The sequence below is a fragment of the Nocardia sp. PLKS1-43 genome (genome assembly GCF_059510335.1).
The window spans coordinates 78884-97396 of the sequence record NZ_JCAJZQ010000002.1; the positions used below are offsets into that span (position 1 = coordinate 78884).

The 18513-nt window shown below is 68.3% G+C and carries 20 protein-coding genes; 7 read left to right on the forward strand and 13 right to left on the reverse strand.

The window, feature by feature from the left end; translation table 11 throughout:
- Positions 1-42: 42 nt before the first annotated feature.
- Positions 43-930: a helix-turn-helix domain-containing protein gene (locus AC5WS7_RS08350; protein WP_495953829.1), complete on the reverse strand. Its 888-nt coding sequence runs from the start codon at positions 928-930 to the stop codon at positions 43-45.
- Between the two features lie 101 nt (positions 931-1031).
- Here AC5WS7_RS08350 and AC5WS7_RS08355 point away from each other — a divergent pair, with 101 nt between their 5' ends.
- The 3 genes from AC5WS7_RS08355 (at position 1032) to AC5WS7_RS08365 (ending at position 4064) form a co-directional block, all read left to right on the forward strand.
- Positions 1032-1997, forward strand: coding sequence for an SDR family NAD(P)-dependent oxidoreductase (locus tag AC5WS7_RS08355; RefSeq protein ID WP_495953830.1), 966 nt, complete (start codon positions 1032-1034; stop codon positions 1995-1997).
- Positions 1998-2157: 160 nt separating this feature from the next.
- On the forward strand, positions 2158-2442 hold the full coding sequence (locus tag AC5WS7_RS08360) for a hypothetical protein (RefSeq protein ID WP_067904231.1): 285 nt from the start codon (positions 2158-2160) through the stop codon (positions 2440-2442).
- Positions 2443-2741: 299 nt separating this feature from the next.
- Positions 2742-4064, forward strand: a complete 1323-nt coding sequence (locus AC5WS7_RS08365) for a DUF1003 domain-containing protein (protein ID WP_495953831.1) — start codon at positions 2742-2744, stop codon at positions 4062-4064.
- Between the two features lie 10 nt (positions 4065-4074).
- On the opposite strand, the gene AC5WS7_RS08370 is transcribed toward AC5WS7_RS08365, so the two are convergent.
- Positions 4075-5046 (reverse strand): helix-turn-helix transcriptional regulator, encoded by a 972-nt coding sequence (locus AC5WS7_RS08370; RefSeq protein WP_495953832.1) that lies wholly within the window; start codon positions 5044-5046, stop codon positions 4075-4077.
- A gap of 61 nt (positions 5047-5107) precedes the next feature.
- On the opposite strand from AC5WS7_RS08370, the gene AC5WS7_RS08375 reads away from it, so the two are divergent.
- Both AC5WS7_RS08375 and AC5WS7_RS08380 read left to right on the forward strand, forming a co-directional pair.
- Positions 5108-5683 carry a DinB family protein gene (locus AC5WS7_RS08375; protein ID WP_495953833.1) on the forward strand — a complete coding sequence of 192 codons (576 nt, stop codon included), beginning with the start codon at positions 5108-5110 and terminating at the stop codon, positions 5681-5683.
- Positions 5680-6141 carry a VOC family protein gene (locus AC5WS7_RS08380; protein ID WP_495953834.1) on the forward strand — a complete coding sequence of 154 codons (462 nt, stop codon included), beginning with the start codon at positions 5680-5682 and terminating at the stop codon, positions 6139-6141. Before AC5WS7_RS08375 ends, AC5WS7_RS08380 begins: the two co-directional genes overlap by 4 nt.
- A 50-nt stretch (positions 6142-6191) precedes the next feature.
- On the opposite strand, the gene AC5WS7_RS08385 is transcribed toward AC5WS7_RS08380, so the two are convergent.
- Genes AC5WS7_RS08385 through AC5WS7_RS08400 form a run of 4 tightly spaced genes read right to left on the reverse strand, consistent with a single transcriptional unit; the run spans position 6192 to position 10183 of the window.
- Positions 6192-7157 carry an ABC transporter substrate-binding protein gene (locus tag AC5WS7_RS08385; protein ID WP_495953835.1) on the reverse strand — a complete coding sequence of 322 codons (966 nt, stop codon included), beginning with the start codon at positions 7155-7157 and terminating at the stop codon, positions 6192-6194.
- Positions 7158-7179: 22 nt separating this feature from the next.
- The gene (locus AC5WS7_RS08390) at positions 7180-7965 is read right to left on the reverse strand and encodes an ABC transporter ATP-binding protein (protein WP_495953836.1); all 786 of its coding nucleotides are present in this window, start codon (positions 7963-7965) and stop codon (positions 7180-7182) included.
- Position 7966: 1 nt separating this feature from the next.
- Entirely contained in the window at positions 7967-8830 is an 864-nt protein-coding gene (locus AC5WS7_RS08395; RefSeq protein WP_495953837.1) for an ABC transporter permease, read from the reverse strand.
- A 21-nt stretch (positions 8831-8851) separates the two neighbouring features.
- Positions 8852-10183, reverse strand: coding sequence for an arylsulfotransferase family protein (locus AC5WS7_RS08400; RefSeq protein ID WP_495953838.1), 1332 nt, complete (start codon positions 10181-10183; stop codon positions 8852-8854).
- A gap of 155 nt (positions 10184-10338) precedes the next feature.
- Between AC5WS7_RS08400 and AC5WS7_RS08405 the strand changes: the two genes are divergently transcribed.
- Positions 10339-11415, forward strand: coding sequence for a LacI family DNA-binding transcriptional regulator (locus tag AC5WS7_RS08405; protein ID WP_495953839.1), 1077 nt, complete (start codon positions 10339-10341; stop codon positions 11413-11415).
- On the opposite strand, the gene AC5WS7_RS08410 is transcribed toward AC5WS7_RS08405, so the two are convergent.
- Entirely contained in the window at positions 11399-11911 is a 513-nt protein-coding gene (locus AC5WS7_RS08410) for a DMT family transporter (protein ID WP_495953840.1), read from the reverse strand. The genes AC5WS7_RS08405 and AC5WS7_RS08410 overlap by 17 nt on opposite strands.
- Positions 11908-12420, reverse strand: a complete 513-nt coding sequence (locus tag AC5WS7_RS08415) for a DMT family transporter (protein WP_495953841.1) — start codon at positions 12418-12420, stop codon at positions 11908-11910. The genes AC5WS7_RS08410 and AC5WS7_RS08415 overlap by 4 nt, the downstream gene beginning before the upstream one ends.
- Before the next feature lie 310 nt (positions 12421-12730).
- Between AC5WS7_RS08415 and AC5WS7_RS08420 the strand changes: the two genes are divergently transcribed.
- Positions 12731-13168: a hypothetical protein gene (locus AC5WS7_RS08420; RefSeq protein ID WP_495953842.1), complete on the forward strand. Its 438-nt coding sequence runs from the start codon at positions 12731-12733 to the stop codon at positions 13166-13168.
- 314 nt (positions 13169-13482) lie between these two features.
- On the opposite strand, the gene AC5WS7_RS08425 is transcribed toward AC5WS7_RS08420, so the two are convergent.
- The 5 genes from AC5WS7_RS08425 to AC5WS7_RS08445 form a co-directional block, all read right to left on the reverse strand.
- Entirely contained in the window at positions 13483-14700 is a 1218-nt protein-coding gene (locus tag AC5WS7_RS08425; RefSeq protein ID WP_495953843.1) for a cytochrome P450 family protein, read from the reverse strand.
- A 138-nt stretch (positions 14701-14838) separates the two neighbouring features.
- Positions 14839-15816 carry a glycine betaine ABC transporter substrate-binding protein gene (locus AC5WS7_RS08430; protein WP_495953844.1) on the reverse strand — a complete coding sequence of 326 codons (978 nt, stop codon included), beginning with the start codon at positions 15814-15816 and terminating at the stop codon, positions 14839-14841.
- Complete coding sequence (locus tag AC5WS7_RS08435; protein ID WP_495953845.1) at positions 15813-16550, reverse strand: ABC transporter permease; 738 nt, start codon at positions 16548-16550, stop codon at positions 15813-15815. The genes AC5WS7_RS08430 and AC5WS7_RS08435 overlap by 4 nt, the downstream gene beginning before the upstream one ends.
- Positions 16547-17854, reverse strand: a complete 1308-nt coding sequence (locus AC5WS7_RS08440; RefSeq protein WP_495953846.1) for an ATP-binding cassette domain-containing protein — start codon at positions 17852-17854, stop codon at positions 16547-16549. The genes AC5WS7_RS08435 and AC5WS7_RS08440 overlap by 4 nt, the downstream gene beginning before the upstream one ends.
- On the reverse strand, positions 17851-18495 hold the full coding sequence (locus AC5WS7_RS08445; protein ID WP_495953847.1) for an ABC transporter permease: 645 nt from the start codon (positions 18493-18495) through the stop codon (positions 17851-17853). Before AC5WS7_RS08445 ends, AC5WS7_RS08440 begins: the two co-directional genes overlap by 4 nt.
- Between the last annotated feature and the right edge of the window lie 18 nt (positions 18496-18513).

An 18513-nucleotide genomic window follows, 5' to 3' on the forward strand; every position in this document is an offset into this window, starting at 1 on the left:
GCCGCGCGAACGTGGCCGTATGCGCAAGATGGTGCCGCTGTCCTAGTGAGACGCGGGTGAATCGGCGCCGGGCGCGCGCACGTCGCCCTCGCGCCGGGGCGCGGCGGCCAGCGACGCCAGCAGGGCCAGGCGTTCGGCGCTGGGACTGCCGGGTTCGGCGTGGTACACCACCAGGATCTGCCGGTCGGTGTCGGGCACGGGCAGCTTCTCGTGACGCAGTTCCAGCGGACCCACCTGCGGGTGCGCGATGACGCCGGTGCCGCTGCGCTTGGGGCGCACGTCGTGCCGGGCCCACAGCTTGCGGAAATACTCGCTGCGCACGGACAATTCGCCGACCAGTTCGACCAGCGCCGGATCCTCGACGTCGGGACCGACCAGTGCGCGCAATGCCGCGACGGCGCTCTCGGCACTCACCTCCCAACGGCCGTGGACGGCCGCGGAATCCGGGTCCAGGAACACCTCGCGAAGCATGTTGCCGCCCGGCCGGTACAGCGGGGACAGCGCCTGCGCCAGGGGATTCGCGGCGAGCACGTCGAACAGGCGGCCTTGCACGAATGCCGGTGTGTGCGTCCAGGTTCCGATGAGCCGCGCGATCCCCTCGGGCACCCGCTCGGGCGCGCGAGCCCGCGCGCGCCGCGGCCGGTCCGGTGCGGCGAGCCGATGCAGGTGGGCGGTGGCGTCCGCGTCGAGCCGCAGTGCGGCGGCGAGCGCGTCGAGAACCTGGGCCGATGGATGCCGATCGCGCCCCTGTTCAAGCCGCAGATAGTATTCGGCGCTGATCCCGGCCAGCAGAGCCAGTTCCTCCCGCCGCAGCCCCGGCACGCGCCGCCGTCCGGCCGAGGGCAGCCCGACCTCCTCGGGGCGGATCAACTCGCGCCGGGCTCGCAGGTACGCGCCGAGCGGAGTTCCGGTCCGGTTCTCACTGGCCATGACGCCACGGTACGTGGGCCCGCGCACGCGAGCCTGTCCCTGCCACTACCAGTATCGACCCGGGTCTGGGTAGGCCCGGCGCGGCGCGGCAACCTGGCGGCATGACACTCATCACGACACCTTTCGGACCACGCTCGACCGCCGCCGAGGTCGCCGACGGAATCGACCTGGCCGGGAAACGCGCGATCGTCACCGGAGCCTCGTCCGGGCTCGGCACCGAGACCGCCCGGGTGCTCGCGGCGCGGGGGGCCGAAGTCACCCTGGCGGTGCGCGACCGGGACGCCGGTGCGGCCACCGCCGCCGCCATCACCGCCGCCTCCGGGAACCAGGGCGTTCGCGTCGCATGGCTGGATCTCGCGGACCCCTCGTCGGTGTCCGCCTTCGCCGCGGACTGGGACGGACCGCTGCATCTGCTGGTCAACAATGCCGGGGTGATGGCGCTGCCCGAACTGCGGCGCACGCCGCAGGGCTGGGAGACCCAGTTCGCGGTGAATCACCTGGGCCACTTCGCGCTGACGGTCGCACTGCACGGGGCGCTGGCCCGCGCCGGTGGCGCGCGAGTGGTCTCGGTCAGTTCGTCGGGACATCTGTTCTCGCCCATCGTCTTCGGCGATATCCACTTCGACTTCCGGCCGTACGACCCGTATCTCGCGTACGGACAGTCCAAGACCGCCGACATCCTGTTCGCCGTCGCCGCGGCCACCCGGTGGGCGCGGGACGGCATCGCGGTCAACGCCGTCGCACCCGGCTCGGTCCCGACCAACCTGACCCGGCACCTGGGCAGGCCCGCCGGTGTGACGCTGGCGGACGATCTGCGCAAAACCGTCGAGCAGGGCGCGGCGACCTCGATCCTGCTGGCGGTGTCGCCGCTGCTGGACGGAGTCAGCGGCCGGTACTTCGCCGATTGCGCCGAGGCACTGCCGCTGACGCGCCGGCCCGCCATGAATCCGGTCACCTCCGAGTTCATGAACGGCGTCGCCCCCTACGCACTCGATCCGGCGGCCGCGGAGCGGCTGTGGGAGGAATCCGCGCGAATGATAGATCTCGGTGTGGCGGTACGGCACTGAACACTCCCTGCCGAACCGCACCCCGAGTCGGCACTTGCGCTGCCACTACCAGTGTTGCAGGGCAACAGCGTTCGATCGGCTGGCATTCAATCAGCTTCTGCCACTAAGATTCTCACGACAGAAGACGCGCACGCTCCACGATTGCGAAAAGAGCCTCGTCATGATTCTCGTGGCCCTTCACCTGCACGACACCATCCTCGCGCAGGTCGGCAACCCCACTCCCGAGACACCGCCCGCGGCGGACAAATTGATGAAGCTCGTGCGGTACTTCACCTGGTTCGTCATCATGTCCGGGATCCTCGCAATCGTCTACGCCGGCGGCCATTTCGCCTGGGAGAAATGGACCGGCGGCGGCTCGCAGTCACCGAAGATGGTGGCGGGGGCGATGATCGGCGGGCTGGTCGCGACCAGCGCGGGCACCATCATGAACGCCGTCATCGGGTAGGCGGCACCGACCGCGAGCCGCCGGCGCGGTCGTCGGCCACACTTCACGAGGCCCACCCGCCACGGGTCACACCGCGACGTCCCGATCCGCTCGAGGCACGACCCGGCCGGCGGGGGCGGCCGAGGTGCGCGGTCGCGCTCAGCTGGTTCCCCGGTCCGTCGCCGTGGCACCCGGCGGCCCGATCGGCGAGCGCGCGGATCGGAAGACGCCTGGTCTCGAGCGGTTCGGATCGTTGCCGTGGCGGCGATATACCGTTGTGGCATAGCCGATCCGGTATCGCATCCGAGGAGACTGAGCGATTGAACAGCGGTAACCCAGCGTCCGATCAACAGCGGTCCCCGGTGCTGATGGCCGACGAGCGGATCGGCGTGAACGACGCGGTGGCCGCCGCGGTGACCCGGTCGGTGGGCTCGATGCCCGCCCTGTATCTGGTGCTGGCCGCGTTCACCGTCTATATGGGGCTGGCGACGTGGTGGCCGCCGCTGCACCGGGCCGATCCATATCCGTTCCAGTTCCTGCTGTTCCTGAACAATGTCGTGCAATTGGTGCTGTGCCTGGTCATCCTGGTCGGCCAGCGGGTGCTCAGCGCCGCGGCCGACCGCCGTTCGGTACAGACCTATGAGAACACCGAAATGGTGTTCCGGCAGGTCGCGGATCTGCAAGCGCATCTGGACCGGCAGGATCGGGAGCTCAGCCGCGGGTTGAGTCTGCTCGAGTCCAGTCCGCACCCGTGGATCGAACAGCATCGGGTGCAGGATCCACCGCAGGCAGCCGACCAGGCCGTCACCCTCAACGACCGGATCGCGGCCTGGCTGACCACGCGGCTGGGCAGCGTCTGGGCGTTCTATCTGGCGGCCGGGACGCAGGTCGTGTGGATCGTGCTGGCACAGACCGGAGTTCAGCGCTTCGATCGATATCCATTCCTGTTCATGACATTTCTGTCCTCGCTGGCTCAGCTGGTGTTCATGATCGTGATCATGGTGGGCCAGGATGTGCTGGGCCGCACCGGAGATCGCCGTTCGGAGCAGACCTTCCTCGATGCCCAAGCGGTGCTGCACGAATGCCGCCGGATGAAGCAGCGGTTCATCGCGCAGGATCGGGTGATCCACAGCCTCACCGGATATGTCACCGGCCAGGTCACCGAGCAGCTGGCGCGGGCGATGCACGAGACGAGCGAGCGCGTGGCACATCAGGCGCGGGTGCACGAGGCCATGACCACCGGCCGGGTCCCGGCCGAGGCCGATGTGCTGCGGCCGTGGTCGGAGCTGCCCGATCGCAAGCGCGCGGCGAGCCGGTTGCAGGCCCGGCGGATCGGGGAGAATCTCGCCGCGATCGGCTGCTTCATGGTGCCCAGCTTCGATCACGAGTTGGCGGCGCACTTCGACGACGCCGAGGTGCGCAGGCTGGCCGAACTCGAATACGGCCACTGGATGCAGGACCGGATCGCCGCGCGCTTCACGAATCTGTCCGAGCGGCACGATCGGGACGATGCGCTGCCGCTGCCCTGGGACGAATTGCCCGAGGCCGCCCAGCTTCAGCATCTGCGGGCCGCCCGGCGTATTCCGATCGTGGTGGAACAGGCCGGTTTTCAGGTGCTGCGCGGTGGGCCCGGCCCGAGTTGAGCTGCGCGGCTCAGTCTTCCGGCCGCGCACCGGCGGCCACCAGCCGGGCCGCGAGCGCGTGACAGCGCTGCACGAGTTCGGGCGGGTCGAGCACGGTGAACTCGTGTCCGAGCAGCAGCACGTGAACCAGGACTAGATCCAGATCGTCCGCGCCACTGGAGATTTCGCAGCTCCCGTCCGCGCGCGGGTGCACGACGGCGGCCTGGGCGGGAACCTGCGCGCGTACTGTTTCGGCCGGTGCCCGCACGTGCACACGGGCCCGATGCGGATACGCCCGCACCGCGACGCCCTCCTGCACGTACGACGCGGCCGCGGGCATCTCGCGCGGCCGGAACCGCCACGTCCGCGCGGCGACCTCGGTCATCCGGTCCACCCGGAAGCTGCGCCAATCGTCCCGATCGAGGTCGTAGGCGAGCAGATACCAGCGCCGGTCGGAGGCGACCAGGCGATAGGGCTCGACCCGGCGCCGTCGCGGCGGGGTCGAGGACGGGTACCCGAATCCGGCCTCCACCTGGTCCCGGCACGCGCGGGCCAGGGTCATCAGCACTCCCGGATCCACCGGTGTGCGGCCCCCGCCGAAGGATTCCACCGCACCGGCCAGCGCGGCCACCTCGTGCCGCAGCCGGGTGGGCAGTACCCGGTCGAGTTTGGTCAGGGCCCGCAGCCCGGCGTCTCCGTCACCGGCGATCGCGCCGCCCGCGCCGACGAGCAGTGCGACGGCGGTGGCGATCGCCTCCTCGTCGTCCAGCAGCAGCGGCGGCAGGTCGGGGCCGGGGCCGAGTCGATAGCCGCCGCCGATGCCGTGCTCGGAATGCACGGTATAGCCCAGTGTGCGCAGCCGTTCGACATCGCGCCGCACCGTACGGGCGGTGACCCCGAGCCGGTCGGCCAGTTCCGGGCCGGTCCAGATCTGGCGCTGCTGCAACAGCCCGAGCAGGGTCAGCACCCGTTCGGTGGTACCTCGCCCGTCCTCCTCGTCCATATCTCCAGACTGCCAGAACCTGCGGACCGTACCTGTCCGCAGGCCGTGCCATGGTGTGCGCATGACCACAGACCAACTGGACTGGAACACGGTGCTGCGCGAGCAGTTCGAGTATCACTGGCAGCATCAGGCGCGGCCGCGCCTGGCCGGGCTGACCGATGCGGAGTACTTCTGGTCGCCGGTGCCCGATGCCTGGAATGTGCATCCGCGCGGCGCGTCGTCCGCGGCCATCCAGGGCGGCTCGGGAGATTTCACCATCGACTTCGCCTATCCGGAACCGGACCCGGTGCCGTTCACCACGATCGCCTGGCGGCTCGGCCACGTCATCGTCGGCGTGCTCGCCATGCGCAATGCGGCGCATTTCGGCTCGCCCGCAACCGATTACAACAGCTGGGAGTACGCCGGTGACGCGGCCACCGCGCTCGAACAACTCGATACCCAACTCGATATCTGGCTGACCGGACTGCGCGGCCTCGGCGAGGACGGCCTACGGGTCCCGGTCGGCGAGCACGAGCCGTTCCCGGGCGTGCCGATGGCCGGACTGGTGCTGCACATCCACCGCGAACTGATCCACCACATGGCCGAGGTCAGCCTGCTGCGCGACCTCTACCTGCACACGAACGGCACGAGCCGATGAGCCGCGAGATCCAGATCACCGTCGACGCGCACGACCCGCGCGCACTGTCCACGTTCTGGCGCGAGGCGCTGGGTTATGTCCATCCGGGCCCGCCCGGGGTCGTCCTGCCCGCCGGAGCCGACCCCTTGGCCGCCTGGGACGAATTCCTCGCGGGTCTGGGTGTCCCGGAAGATCAACGCAACACCAGATCCGCCATCGAGGATCCCGGCGGGCGCGGCCCGCGCGTGTTCTTCCAGCAGGTACCCGAGGACAAGATCGCCAAGAACCGCCTGCACCTGGACCTGCGCGCCGCGCCCGGTCTACCGGGCCCGGACCGCATGGCGGCCCTGGAAGCCGAATGCGACCGTCTCGTCGCACTCGGCGCCACCCGGCTGCAACGCCACGAGCCCGCGCCGCCGATGGCCGCGGGGCACATCGTCATGGCCGACCCGGAGGGCAACGAGTTCTGCCTCGACTGACCCCTCGGCCGGCCGAAAACTGCGATACGTCAGGCTGTTGCCGCCCTTTGCTATCCGGCGTGCGGCAGGAAGGCGCGGTCGACGAGGGCAGCATAGTCGGGAAGGTTCACCGAACGATCGACCGAACCCTGCTCCTTGGCCCAATTCGCTTGGGCGGCAAGTACTCCGGGCAGGTCGGCGGGCAGCTGGATGGTGTAGTCGAATTCCGGCAGGATGCGGCCGAGCAGATCGGCGGGCAGTTGGGTGGCCGCGGCGACGGCCGAGACCGCAGGGGCGGCGCGGGTGCCGAGTTGGGCGCTCGCGTCGTTCAGGGCGGCGAAGAAGGCGGACAGCGCGGCGGACTTGCCGGAGACGGCCGTATCGGTGGCCAGGTAGAGGCTGTGCTGGTCGTAGGTGCCACCGGCGAGTTCGACCGCGTCGCCACCGAGCGCCTGTTCGACCTGAGCCTGATACGGCTGGAAGATGGCGACCGCGTCGACGTTGCGCTGCGTCGCGGCCGTCACCGCCGCCGGTGGCGCGACCTGGACGAGTTTCGCCCCGATATTCCCGTGCGACAACGCATTCGAGGCGAAGTAGGCCGCGCTGGTACCCAGCGGCGTGCCGATCGATTTCCCGGACAGGTCGTTCAGCGAGGCGACTCCGGCGCTGCGGCGGGCCACGATCCGCGAGCCCTGCCAGCGCGATCCGTCCGCGACGATGCGCAGCGACGGTGTGCGGGTCAGGGCCGCGGCCGCGGGAACGTCGGCGGCGGTGGCGATGTCGACCTGGTGTGCGGCCAGCGCCTGCAGCGCCTCGACGCCGGTGGCGAAGTCGACCACCTTCACCTTCACCCCGCGCCCGGTGAAGTATCCGCTCTGCTGCGCGACGGGAATCTGCGCCCACGACGGATCCACGACGAAGCCGACCGTGAGCGTCTTCGGGTCGGAGTCACCGGAGCCGGTGCACGCGACCAGCGATCCGAGCAGGGCCAGGAGGGCGGCGACCACGGTGATCGGCCGGAGTGTACGCGATGTCATATTCTTGCCTTCGTCATTCAGGTTAGGTCGAAGTCGTTGTGCGAGACGCGCTCTCGACGTCACGCTGGATGCCGAGTTCGTGGTGCAGGGTGCGGCGCAGTTCGCTGTATCCGGGCTGATCGGCCAGGGTGTCCGCGGGCCGGGGGCGGTCGAGCGGATTGGTGATCCGGTTGGTGATCCGCCCGCCGTGCAGCACACTGATCGTGTCGGACAACCGGATCGCCTCGTCCACGTCGTGGGTGACGAACACGATCGTGCGCCGCAGCCGGGTCCACAGGTCGATGAGCAGATCCTGCATATTGAGCCGGGTCAGGGCGTCCAGCGCGGCGAACGGCTCGTCCATCAGCATGACCTCGGGTTCACCGGCCAGCATCCGCGCCAGCCCCACTCGCTGACGCATGCCGCCGGAGAGCTGATTCGGCCGCTTCCCGGCGACCTCGGCCGGCAACCCGACCAGGTCGAGCAGTTCCCCGATCCGGCCACGCCGCTGCGCGGCGGCGACTCTCCGTGCGCGCAAGGCGAATTCGATGTTGCCCGCGACACTCATCCACGGGAACAACACATCGTGCTGAAACGCGACGCCCCGGCGCGGATCGGGGGCGCGCACCGGCTCACCGTCCTCGGTGATCGTGCCCGCGGTGGGCGCGATGAGCCCGGCGAGGCAGTGCAGCAGGGTCGATTTCCCGCTCCCCGACGCACCGACCAGGACGCTGAACGCCCCGTCGGGCACCGCCAGATCGATGCCGCGCAGGGTCGGGTGCGGATTTCCGGGGAAGTGCACCACCAGATCTCGCGTCGCGATCGCCATCTCAGCGCACCTCCTCGGCCCAGCGCAGCAGGGGCGCGGTGATCGTGACGACCGCCAGATCACATGCCGCGCCGAGGATTCCGAGCACGACCAGGCAGAAGATCAGCCGGTCCGCCTGTGAATAGAGTTGCGCCTGATAGATCCGGTATCCGATGCCGGCCGTCGTTCCGGTCATCTCGGCGACCACGATCAGCACGAAAGCCATTGCCGCGCCGACCCTTATCCCCGCCACCACATCGGGCACCGCCTCCGGGACGACGACGCGGGTGAGCGTCTGCCGACGGCCTGCGCCCAGGCAGCGCGCGGCCTGCAGGTAGTCCGGCGGCGTACCGGCGAATCCGGAGTGGCTGTTCATCCAGACCGGTACGAACACACCGAGCGCGATGACCAGCACCTTGCTGTTCTCACCGAGTCCGAACCACAGGATCGCCAGTGGTACCAGCCCGATGGTCGGCACCGGCGACAGCAGCCGCAACACCGGCTGCAGCAGCCGGCGCCCCGCGCCGGTGTTCGCGGTCAGGATCGCCGCTCCGATCCCGGCGACGCCGCCGGCCAGCAACCCGAGCAGCGCCCGGCGCAGGCTCGCCCCCAGATCCGGGACGAGCAGCCCGTCACGCCACAGCGCATGACCCGCCCGGGCGATCTGCGCAACGCTCGGAAACAATTGGCGCGGAAAGACTCCCGTAGCGGCCACCACCGACCACAGCACCGCCGCCAGCGCGATCCCGGCGACCGTACCCCCGGCAACCCGCCAACGCCCGCCCGCCACTCCCGTCAATCTGCGCCACGCGGCCGGCCGGCCGGGCGCGGTACTCGCCGTCGCCGGGTCCGCACGCCCGGATGTCGTCTGCACACTCGATGTCATCGGTCCGAACTCTTTTCGCTGCTAGGCGCCCGCACGCGCGGTGATGCGCAGATCGACTGCGGCGGGGGCGGTTTCGGGCGCGTCGAGCGGCACCCACTCGAACGGCACGGCCTGGGCGCGGTAGACCATGGGCGTGGTGGTCAGGCGGTCGATACCCGGCACCCGCGGTTCCGCGACCTCGGGTTCGCCGCCCACGCCCAGCCCTTCGTAGGGCGAGACGTACTCCCACACCACGCGTCCCTCGGCGGTGACCTGGAAGATCCGGCCGTGCATCCCCTCGGTGACCAGGGTGTTGCCGTTGGGCAGGCGCTGGGCGTTGCCGACGAAGGAGCTGAAGAACGTCCACGAGGGCAGCCCGGAATCCTCGGCGGTGTACTGCCAGACGATCTGCTCGGTCACCGGATCGATCTCGAGCACCCGCGATCCGGCGTAGATACCCAGTGGCGCAGGCGGATACCCGGCGCCACCCTGATTGTCGAAGACGAGGATATTGCCCGCGCCGGGCAGCCCGTCGGCGATGAGATGCGGGTTGTGCTGTCCGGAGATCTGGTCGAGCGCCCGCGGCACCTTGTGTGCGTTGATGCGCTGATGCTGTGCGCCCGGGGCCGCGTCGAAGTACGGACCCGCCCGCCACACGATCGCTCCGGTCGTCTTGTCGATCAGCGCGATGATATTCGCCTTGCGGGAGCTGATCAGGATGTTGTCCGGACGGAACACGCCATCGGGATCCGCGCGGTGCCGGTGATTGGGCCCGAGCGTCTTGGCGCTGTTGAGTTCGAGATACCCCCAGGGGTCGTCCGGGTCACGAGCCACGGTCTCGCGCAACGCATCCCACCCCTGCTCCGATAGCCCCAATTCGGCCAGGTGGTCGCCCGCGCGCCACTCCCAGACGATCACACCGTCCGGATCGACCTCGTAGAGCCCCTGATCGCCGACCGGACGCGGGCCGAGCTCGGGCACCACCCGCGGAATCGTCACCAGCAGCAGCCGGTTCCCGTTGGGCAGCAGCTCCCAGTCGTGGTTCTGCCGCGCCGCGCCGCCGGGCGCCTGGGGCCCCCATTCCCAGATCCGCTCGCCGGACCAGGTCAGTTGTCCCACAGTGCCATTGGCGTAGATGCCGCCGCGCGGATCGCCGCTGAACGACAGCCGCAGCCCGACATCACCGAGCCGCCCGCCCGCCAGCGCCGGATCGATGATGCGCGGCGGCACACCCGCGAAAGGCCACTCGTGCCGGACCACGCCGGTGGTGTCGATCAGGCGGGTGACCCCGTCCGCACCGGTGAACAGGATGTAACCGTCATGGGCCGAGTCCGGGTCGTGATACGTGACGCCGGTGAGTCGTACGAAGGCCATGCAGTTCACTCCATCAGTCGGTTGTTAAGCATCCGGATCGCGGATGTTACGAATCTAATCGATTTGCGCAGCAGGTTATATGCACCGAGACTGTAAGAATCAGAACGATTTCAAGCATGGCCCGATGTGACGCGGGCGAGGACATTGGAGCGGATGTGACTGTCAAACGCGCGACCCTCGCCGATGTGGCCCAGCGGGCGGGCACCTCCACGGCGGTGGTCAGCTATGTACTCAACGACGGACCGCGCCCGGTGTCGGACCGATTGCGCGCCAAGGTCCTTCGCGCGCTGGACGAACTGAACTACCGCCCCGACCACGCCGCCCGGGCCCTGCGCCGGGTCCGGCGCTGGCGGCACCTGGGACTGCTGGTGCCCGACGTACGCCTGCCGTTGTTCGGCACGATGGTCGGCCAGATCGAGGTCCAGGCCCGCGAGCGCGACCACCTCACGCTCATCGGCAACACCGGATACGACCCGGAACGGGAGATCGAATTCGCCGGCGCCTTCGCCGATTCCGGTATCGACGGCCTCATCGTGGTCGGCGGCGCGAACGGCGCCGCCACCGCCGAGCTGTGCCGTCAGGCGCGCATACCGATCGTCTGGGTGCACAACAACCGCGACCATGTGGAGTCACGGGTCGTCGGCGCCGATCACATCGACGCGGGCAGACTCGCGACCGCACATCTGGTGCAGGCGCATCATCGCGAGAACATCGCGTTCGTAGGCGGTTTCACCGCCGCGGACGTCGCGCACGGCGATCGGGAGACCGTCGCGCAGCGGTACACCGGATACGTCTCGGTCGTCGGCGAGAGCGCGGCACGGCACCTCCCGACCGACCTCACCCCGTCGGGCGCCTACCGCGCGGTGAGCCGCCACCTCGCCGCCGGACCGGCGCCCGATGCTCTGGTCGTCGGCACCTACGGCCAGGCCGCGGCGACCGTCCGCGCGGTGACCGACGCGGGTCTGCGTATCCCACAGGACGTTTCGCTGGTCGGCTACGACGCGGACCCCGCGAACACCTATACCCAGCTCACCCTCACCACCGTCCAGCAACCCATCGCCACCATCGCCCACGCCGCCCTGTCCCGGGTCCTGGACTCCGACGCGCGGACCGCGGACCGCCCGCTTCCGCCGATCGAGATCCACCTGGCCATCGGCGAGAGCTGCGGATGTCCGGAGGCGGCCGCCGGTCGGTCGCCCGCGGACACAACGGAGTTCAGTACTTGGCCATGAGATACGACCCGGCGATGATCATCGCGCACGCGGCCACCCGCTGCGAATTGATCCGCCGCCGCGGAAACCCCATCACCCCGAAGTGATCCATCGCCGTGGCCAGGAACATCTGCCCCGCGATGATCACCGCGTTGAACGTGCTGACCCCGACGCTGGAGGCGACGGTGATCATCGCGAAAATCGCCGCGCCGCCGGTCAACCCGCCGAACGGCGCCCATTTGGGCATGGCCGCAAGATCCGCCCGGGTCGGCCAGCGCCGCGTCGCGCGCGCGGAGAACAGCAGTGACACAGCGAGTATCAGGGCGACACCGGTGAGCGCGACCGCGTAGGAGATCACCCCGCACAGCCAGACGTTCTTCAGCGCCAGCTTCATCGAGTTCTGGCAGCCCGCCTCGACCGAGCGCAATGCGCCGCCGATCAGCATGAACACGAAGACCAGCGCCATCATCGAGCGCGGCAGCGTGCGGCGGGCGGCGACCGGGACGGTGGCGGTCATCGGGAAACCCTTTCGATCACGGGGGCCGAATCCGCCGGGGCGGAGTCCTTGGCCATGAGATAGACAGCGGCACAGATCAATCCGGCTGCCACCAGACGCGGCGGCGTCGCGTGCCGGACCGCGAACCCCATCAGCCCCATATCGTCCATGACCAAGGCGACGAGCATCTCGCTCACGATCACCACCGCGTTGAAGGTGGCCACGCCGACGTATCGCGCCACAGTGATCATGCCGATCACCGCCACCCCACCCACGAGCCCCCCGAACGGCGCCCACCAGGGCAGCTGCCGTAGGTCGGCCATGGTGGGCCACGGCGTTTTCGACACCAGCGCCGAGATCAGCAGGAAGATCGAGAATCCGGTCAGCGCAACGGCATACGAGATCACCGCGCACAGCCAGATGTCGCGCACATACAGCTTCTGGGTGTTCTGACAGCCGACCTCGACGGACCGCAGCCCGCCGGCGACCAGGATGAACAGGAAGACGAATCCAAGGGTGAGAACGGCCACGAGCAGACGACCTTCGGACGAGAGCAGTCAAGGAGGAGCCACGACCCGCCGGGCCGTCCAGCGACGCCTCCGGGCGACGCTCGGCGAGATGTGACCCACATAATGTACCGTCAACTAATGGCACTATCAACAGCGATACATGTAAAACCTTGCCGTATACGCGAATTCACGCCGACCGTACGGTCCGGTTTGCCCGAATCTCTTGCCGCGTACAACCTCGGTTGGCTACAGTTGACCTGCCAACGGAGGTGAGGGCGGTCACCATCCACCGGGACCGCGCCGGTAACGGCGCCGTCGCGCAAGGAGAGCTATGAGTGACTGCGAACTTCCCGGTCTCACGCCCCGATCCGCACAAGCTCTGATCGATGCGGGCCATGCGCTCGCCCACGATGTGCGCACGAGAATTCTGCACAGCCCGCGACCGGTGTTCCTGTACTACATCGAGCAGACGTTCACCGGCCTGCTGCGCGAACTCGCCGAGAGCGGCCATCCCGGTCCGGAGACACCCGCACAGCATCTGTGCCTGGACCTGATGATCGCCCATGCCCGAACAAGCGGGCAGGCAACCGATCCCGATCTCACCCGGCTGCACCGCGCCCTGATCGCCGACCGCGGCCACGAGGATCTGCTGCGGGCCGGACGCGGCGCCGGCGGCGCCTTCGATTTCGTCGTGCTCGGTGATGCACTGACCGCCGACGGAATCAGCGCGTTCTTCGCCCCGTTCGAACCCGACGGCATGGTCGCCTGACGTCCTGCATCGAACGCGTCCGGCACGCCCCCGGGGCGCACACAGATCCGCGACCGCTGGGGCAGCTTCTGGGCCTCGCACGACAACAGCACCGCCGCAACCATATTCGGTCGAGACTTCACCTCCCTGACCTCACCCGCCGGCGAAGCCGCGACGACCCGCAACCGGCATGTCATCGACAGCCGACACGTACGAAACGTGAGCGGCATGCGAGTCGAATGGCCCACGGTATGGACTACCGTGAATACGGCCTCGACTGCGTCCTGGACTACGCCGCGTGCCCGATCGGATCGGGATCCGCGGCCGTGATCGCGCTACCGCAACCGGACCGGCAACTCCGACAACCCGCGGATGATGGTGCTGATCTGCCACTCGGGCGTAAATCCTTGCGCGAGTGACAGGTTCGGGAATCGATCGATCAGCGCGGCGAACGCGATGCCGGCCTCGAGCCGTGCGAGCGGAGCCCCGACGCAGTAATGGATGCCGTAGCCGAACGCGAGATGTCCGGCGGAATCCGCGGCGATGTTCAGATCGTCCGCACCGTCGAATCGGGCCGGATCATGGCCCGCGGCAGCCAGCGCGACGTACACGATCTCGCCCGCCGGGATGTCGGTGGCGCCGATGCGGACCGGTTCGGCGGTGTAGCGGAGCGTCGCCCACCCCACCGGCCCGTCGAAGCGCAGCAGTTCCTCGATCGCCGCCGGAATCGCGGAGCCGTCCGCACGCAGGGCATCGAACTGAGACCTGTTGCGCAGCAACGCGAACACTCCATTGCCGATCAGGTTGACCGTCGTCTCGTGCCCGGCGACCAGCAGCAGGAAGGCCATCGCCACCAATTCGCCCCGATCGAGCCGATCGGCGTCGCTGCGCGCCTGTAACAGCCCGGACAACAGGTCCTCGCCCGGCTCTCGCTCCTTCACCGCGACGAGTTCGGTCAGATACCGCGTCATCTCCGCACTCGCCCGGACGCGTTCGTCCGGCCCGGCCCAATTGCCGATCAGGACCTTCGTCCACTCCTGGAACGCCTCCCGGTCACCGAACGGCACCCCGAGCAACTCGCAGATCACCGCGACCGGCAGCGGCTGTGCGAACTCCCGGATCAGATCGACCTGTGCGTGCCCGGCCATCGCATCGACCAGCTCATCGGTGATCTGTTCGATCCGCGGCCGCAACGCCGCCACCCGACGCGGGGTGAACGCCTTGTTCACCAGCATGCGCAACCTGGTGTGATCGGGCGGATCGGAATTGAGCATATGCGACATCAGCGCCGCCGAATTCGGTCCGGGCGACGCCTGCGGATCCTTGGCCCGCAATACCCGCCCGATCTCCGCGTAGTCCTTACGCAGCCGCGAATCCGCTAGCGCCGCACGAGCTTCCGCATACCCGATGATCACCCACATCGGGAACGACCCGAGCAGCCGGAAACGGTGCACCGGCCCGTCTTCGCGCCATCGCCGGTAATACGCGTACGGATCGGCGAAGAATTCCTCCCCCACATTCTCCACTCGCTCCGACGTTTCGATATCCGCCATGCCGACCCACCTGTCGCGACCGTTCACCGGCCTGCTCGCCGAACGCTTTCGCCTACCGCCGCAACGGTATTGCGCTCACTCGCACACGACATCCGGGTACGCCCCGTAGACGACCCTGATTTCTTCCCGCAGACCGTTCTACTCGACCAGTTTCTGGCTCTTCAACCAGTCGTAGGCGACATCAGACGGGTCCTGGCCCTCGATGTCGACCCGGCCGTTGAGATCCTGCATCAGATCGTTGGTGAGACGCTCGGAGATCATGCCCAGCAGAGTGCGCAGCCGCGGATAGCGGTCCAGGACCTCACCGCGCACGACCGCCGTGCCGCTGTAGGGCAGGAAGAACTTCTTGTCGTCGTCCAGCACAACGAGTTTCAGGTTCTTCACCCGGCCGTCGGTGGTGTAGATCATGCCGAAATTACAGGGGGCGCTCTTGGCCGTGGCGGTGTAGACGACCCCGGCGTCCATGCGGGTCACATTGCGGGCCGGAACGCCGTCTGGAGTGTTGTAGGGGATCCCGTACTTCTGCAGCATCGGGATGAAACCGTCCGAGCGGCTGAAGAATTCGTCGTCCACGCAGAACGTGCGATCGGCGACCGGGAGTGCGGCCACGTCGGACAGCGACCGCACATCGAGCCGCTGCGCGGTGGGTGCGGAGACGCCGAAGGCATAGGTGTCGTTGAAGTTCGCGGGCCGCAACCACTCCAGGTCGTGATCGTGCTTCTCGATGTCGTGCACCCGCTGCCACAGCTCCCGCGGATCGGAGATCGTCTGGGTCTCGTTGTGGTAGTTGACCCATCCGGTCCCGGTGTACTCCCACAGTACGTCCGCGTCACCGTTGAGCTGAGCCTGCCGCGAGGAGGCCGAGCCGGGCGCTCCGGTCAGATCCGTCACGTGCGCACCCGCCGCGGCCAGATACGTCGCGGTGATCTTGCCCAGCAGCACTCCCTCGGTGAAACTCTTCGACGTCACCGTGATCTTCGCCCCCGCGAGCGGCTGATCCCCGCCGGGCAGCGTCGTGTGGTGGAACGTCCCCGAGGAGCTGACCAGACCGCATCCGGCCACCATCGACAACGTCACCACCAGAGCGCAGACCAGCGTCGTCAACCGCGCCCTCATGACACACCCCGCGGCGTCGCGGCGAGTTCGACCAGCCTGCCCAGCCAGTCGATGATCAGAGCCAGCAGACCAACCAGAATCGCCCCGGACACCAGCAGTTTCGGCAGGAACAGGGTCACCCCCGTGGTGATCAGCGTGCCCAGGCTCGTCGCGCCGATGAACGTGCTCAACGTCGCGGTCCCGACCAGGATCACCAGCGCGGTGCGCACGCCGTTGAGGATCACCGGCACCGCGAGCGGCAGCTCGACCTGGAAAAGCGTTCGCGCGGAAGAGAATCCGATCCCGCGCGAGGCTTCGATCGTGCGCTGATCCACCTGCCGCAGCCCGACGATCGTATTCTGCAGAATCGGCAGGACCGCGTACACCACCAGACCGACGATCGCCGTGCGGAATCCGGTGCCCAGCCAGAACGTGAACAGCACCAGCAGCCCGACCGCGGGCGCGGCCTGTCCGATATTGGCGATATTCACCACGAACGGCTCGAACCGCTTCGCCGCGGGCCGGGTCAGCGCGATACCCAGCGGGATCGCCACGACCACCACGATCAGTGTGGCCACCACGGTCAACTCGATGTGGCTCAGGATCGTCGACCGCAGATTGCCCCAGCCCAGCGATGCCCGTTCGGTCGCGGTCAGGGTCGTGGACCGGTACCAGAGCAACCATCCGATACCGATGACGAGAATCACCGCCGGCTCGAACCACACGTCGAGCGGGACGCGGCGCAGCCGGTTCATGACAGCTCCGCCGCCGTCCCGGGTTCGTCCTCCGCGGTTCCGGGTTCGTCCTGCGCGGCCACCACCGGCGTCGGCGCCGGATCGGTGCCGTCGACGTACGTCTCGTACGACGGTTCCTCCTCCTCGGCACGCACGTCGGCGAGTTTGGCCTGAATCGTCTCGGTCACCGACCCGATACCCAGCGAGCCGATCACCGCACCCCGCCCGTCGGTGACCAACGCCGCCCCCTGACTCGCCGCGAGCATGGCATCGAGCGCGTCGTTGAGGGTCGAGGACCGCGCGATCACCGGCAGCCGCCGATCCAGATAGTCCGAAACCTCCGGCTTGCTGGCCAATTCCCCGAGCGTCGGCCACGAACGCGGCCGCCCGGCCTCGTCCACCACGACCACCCAGCTGTGCCCGGCCGCCTTCGCGCGATCGATCACAGGCTGCGAGGGCTCGCCGACCAGTGCGGTGACCACTTCATCGCATTCGACGTCGCGCACCCGCTGCACGGTCAGGTAGGCCAGTTTCGCGCCGGACCCGACGAACTCCTCCACGAACGGCGTCGCGGGACTGGTCAGGATCTCCTCCGGGCGCGCGTACTGCTCGACATGCCCGCCCTCGGACAGGATGAGCACCTTGTCGCCGAGTTTGGTGGCCTCCTCGAAATCGTGCGTAACGATCACGATCGTCTTGCCGAGCTCGTGCTGAATCGCGATCAGGCTGTCCTGCAACCGAACTCGCGTGATCGGGTCGACCGCGCCGAATGGCTCGTCCATCAGCAGCACCGGCGGATCCGCCGCCAGCGCCCGCGCGACGCCCACCCGCTGCTGCTGTCCGCCGGACATGTCCTTGGGCAGCCGGTCGGCGAACGTCGCGGCATCGAGACCGACCAGATCGAGCAGATATTCGGTGCGCTCGGCGATCCGCTTGCGATCCCAGCCGAGCACCCGCGGAATCGCGCCGATATTCTTCGCGACCGTCCAGTGCGGGAACAGACCGCCGGACTGGATGACATACCCGATGGACTGACGCAGCTTGTCCGGATGTTCCCGGGTCACATCGCGACCGTCGATGAAGATCCGCCCCTCGGTCGGCTCGATCAGCCGGTTGATCATCTTCAGCGTCGTGGTCTTGCCGCATCCGGACGGACCGACGAAAGCGACGATATCGCCGGCCTCGATCTGCAGATCCAGCCGCCGCACGGCCGGCACGTCCTGCCCCTTGTAGCGCTTGACCACCCCGTCCAGCGTGATGGACGCACCGGTCACGGTGCGCTCCCGCACGCCCGCTGCCGGCGGACTGGTCACCTCGTCGGTCATGACAAACCCTTCGCGATCGTGAGCCGTCCGAGCAGGACGAGTAGCGCGTCGAACACCAAGGCGATGACGACGATGAGAATGGTTCCGGTCAACGCCATTTCGAGCGCGTTCGCACCGCCGAGCCGCGAAAGCCCGTTGAAGATCAGCGATCCCAGCCCCGGGCCAAGCACATAGGCCACGATCGCGGCGACACCCACGATCATCTGCGTGGAGACCCGGATTCCGGTCAGGATCACCGGCCAGGCGATCGGCAACTCGACCGTCAGCAGAATCCGCCATCGCGAAAATCCGATTCCCCGTGCGGATTCCACCACCGAGGCGGGTACCGATCGCAGGCCCACGATGGCATTGCCGATCACCGGCAGCGCCGCGAAGAACGCCAGCATGATGAACGACGGCACCACGCCGAGCCCGAACGGCACCAGCAGCAATGCCAACAGTGCCAGGGACGGGATCGTCAGCGCGACCCGGCTCGAGGTCAGCGACAGCGACGCCGCCAGCGGCAGCCGATACACTGCCACGGCGATCAGCACCGCGACCACGGTCCCGACCAGAACGGCTTGAAAGGCAAGGGAGGCATGCTGATACGTGAGAAACGCCAGAAACTCCCCCCGACCTCGCACATAGCTCCACAAGTTCACGGGATTCCCCTCGTCGGC

What these genes read in the sequence shown, in the direction of transcription:
- AC5WS7_RS08350 (WP_495953829.1), bottom strand. Translation starts at nt 930, where the DNA reads ATGGCCAGTGAGAACCGGACCGGAACTCCGCTCGGCGCGTACCTGCGA.
- AC5WS7_RS08355 (WP_495953830.1), top strand. Translation starts at nt 1,032, where the DNA reads ATGACACTCATCACGACACCTTTCGGACCACGCTCGACCGCCGCCGAG.
- AC5WS7_RS08360 (WP_067904231.1), top strand. Translation starts at nt 2,158, where the DNA reads ATGATTCTCGTGGCCCTTCACCTGCACGACACCATCCTCGCGCAGGTC.
- AC5WS7_RS08370 (WP_495953832.1), bottom strand. Translation starts at nt 5,046, where the DNA reads ATGGACGAGGAGGACGGGCGAGGTACCACCGAACGGGTGCTGACCCTG.
- AC5WS7_RS08375 (WP_495953833.1), top strand. Translation starts at nt 5,108, where the DNA reads ATGACCACAGACCAACTGGACTGGAACACGGTGCTGCGCGAGCAGTTC.
- AC5WS7_RS08380 (WP_495953834.1), top strand. Translation starts at nt 5,680, where the DNA reads ATGAGCCGCGAGATCCAGATCACCGTCGACGCGCACGACCCGCGCGCA.
- AC5WS7_RS08385 (WP_495953835.1), bottom strand. Translation starts at nt 7,157, where the DNA reads ATGACATCGCGTACACTCCGGCCGATCACCGTGGTCGCCGCCCTCCTG.
- AC5WS7_RS08390 (WP_495953836.1), bottom strand. Translation starts at nt 7,965, where the DNA reads ATGGCGATCGCGACGCGAGATCTGGTGGTGCACTTCCCCGGAAATCCG.
- AC5WS7_RS08395 (WP_495953837.1), bottom strand. Translation starts at nt 8,830, where the DNA reads ATGACATCGAGTGTGCAGACGACATCCGGGCGTGCGGACCCGGCGACG.
- AC5WS7_RS08400 (WP_495953838.1), bottom strand. Translation starts at nt 10,183, where the DNA reads ATGGCCTTCGTACGACTCACCGGCGTCACGTATCACGACCCGGACTCG.
- AC5WS7_RS08410 (WP_495953840.1), bottom strand. Translation starts at nt 11,911, where the DNA reads ATGACCGCCACCGTCCCGGTCGCCGCCCGCCGCACGCTGCCGCGCTCG.
- AC5WS7_RS08420 (WP_495953842.1), top strand. Translation starts at nt 12,731, where the DNA reads ATGAGTGACTGCGAACTTCCCGGTCTCACGCCCCGATCCGCACAAGCT.
- AC5WS7_RS08425 (WP_495953843.1), bottom strand. Translation starts at nt 14,700, where the DNA reads ATGGCGGATATCGAAACGTCGGAGCGAGTGGAGAATGTGGGGGAGGAA.
- AC5WS7_RS08430 (WP_495953844.1), bottom strand. Translation starts at nt 15,816, where the DNA reads ATGAGGGCGCGGTTGACGACGCTGGTCTGCGCTCTGGTGGTGACGTTG.
- AC5WS7_RS08435 (WP_495953845.1), bottom strand. Translation starts at nt 16,550, where the DNA reads ATGAACCGGCTGCGCCGCGTCCCGCTCGACGTGTGGTTCGAGCCGGCG.
- AC5WS7_RS08440 (WP_495953846.1), bottom strand. Translation starts at nt 17,854, where the DNA reads ATGACCGACGAGGTGACCAGTCCGCCGGCAGCGGGCGTGCGGGAGCGC.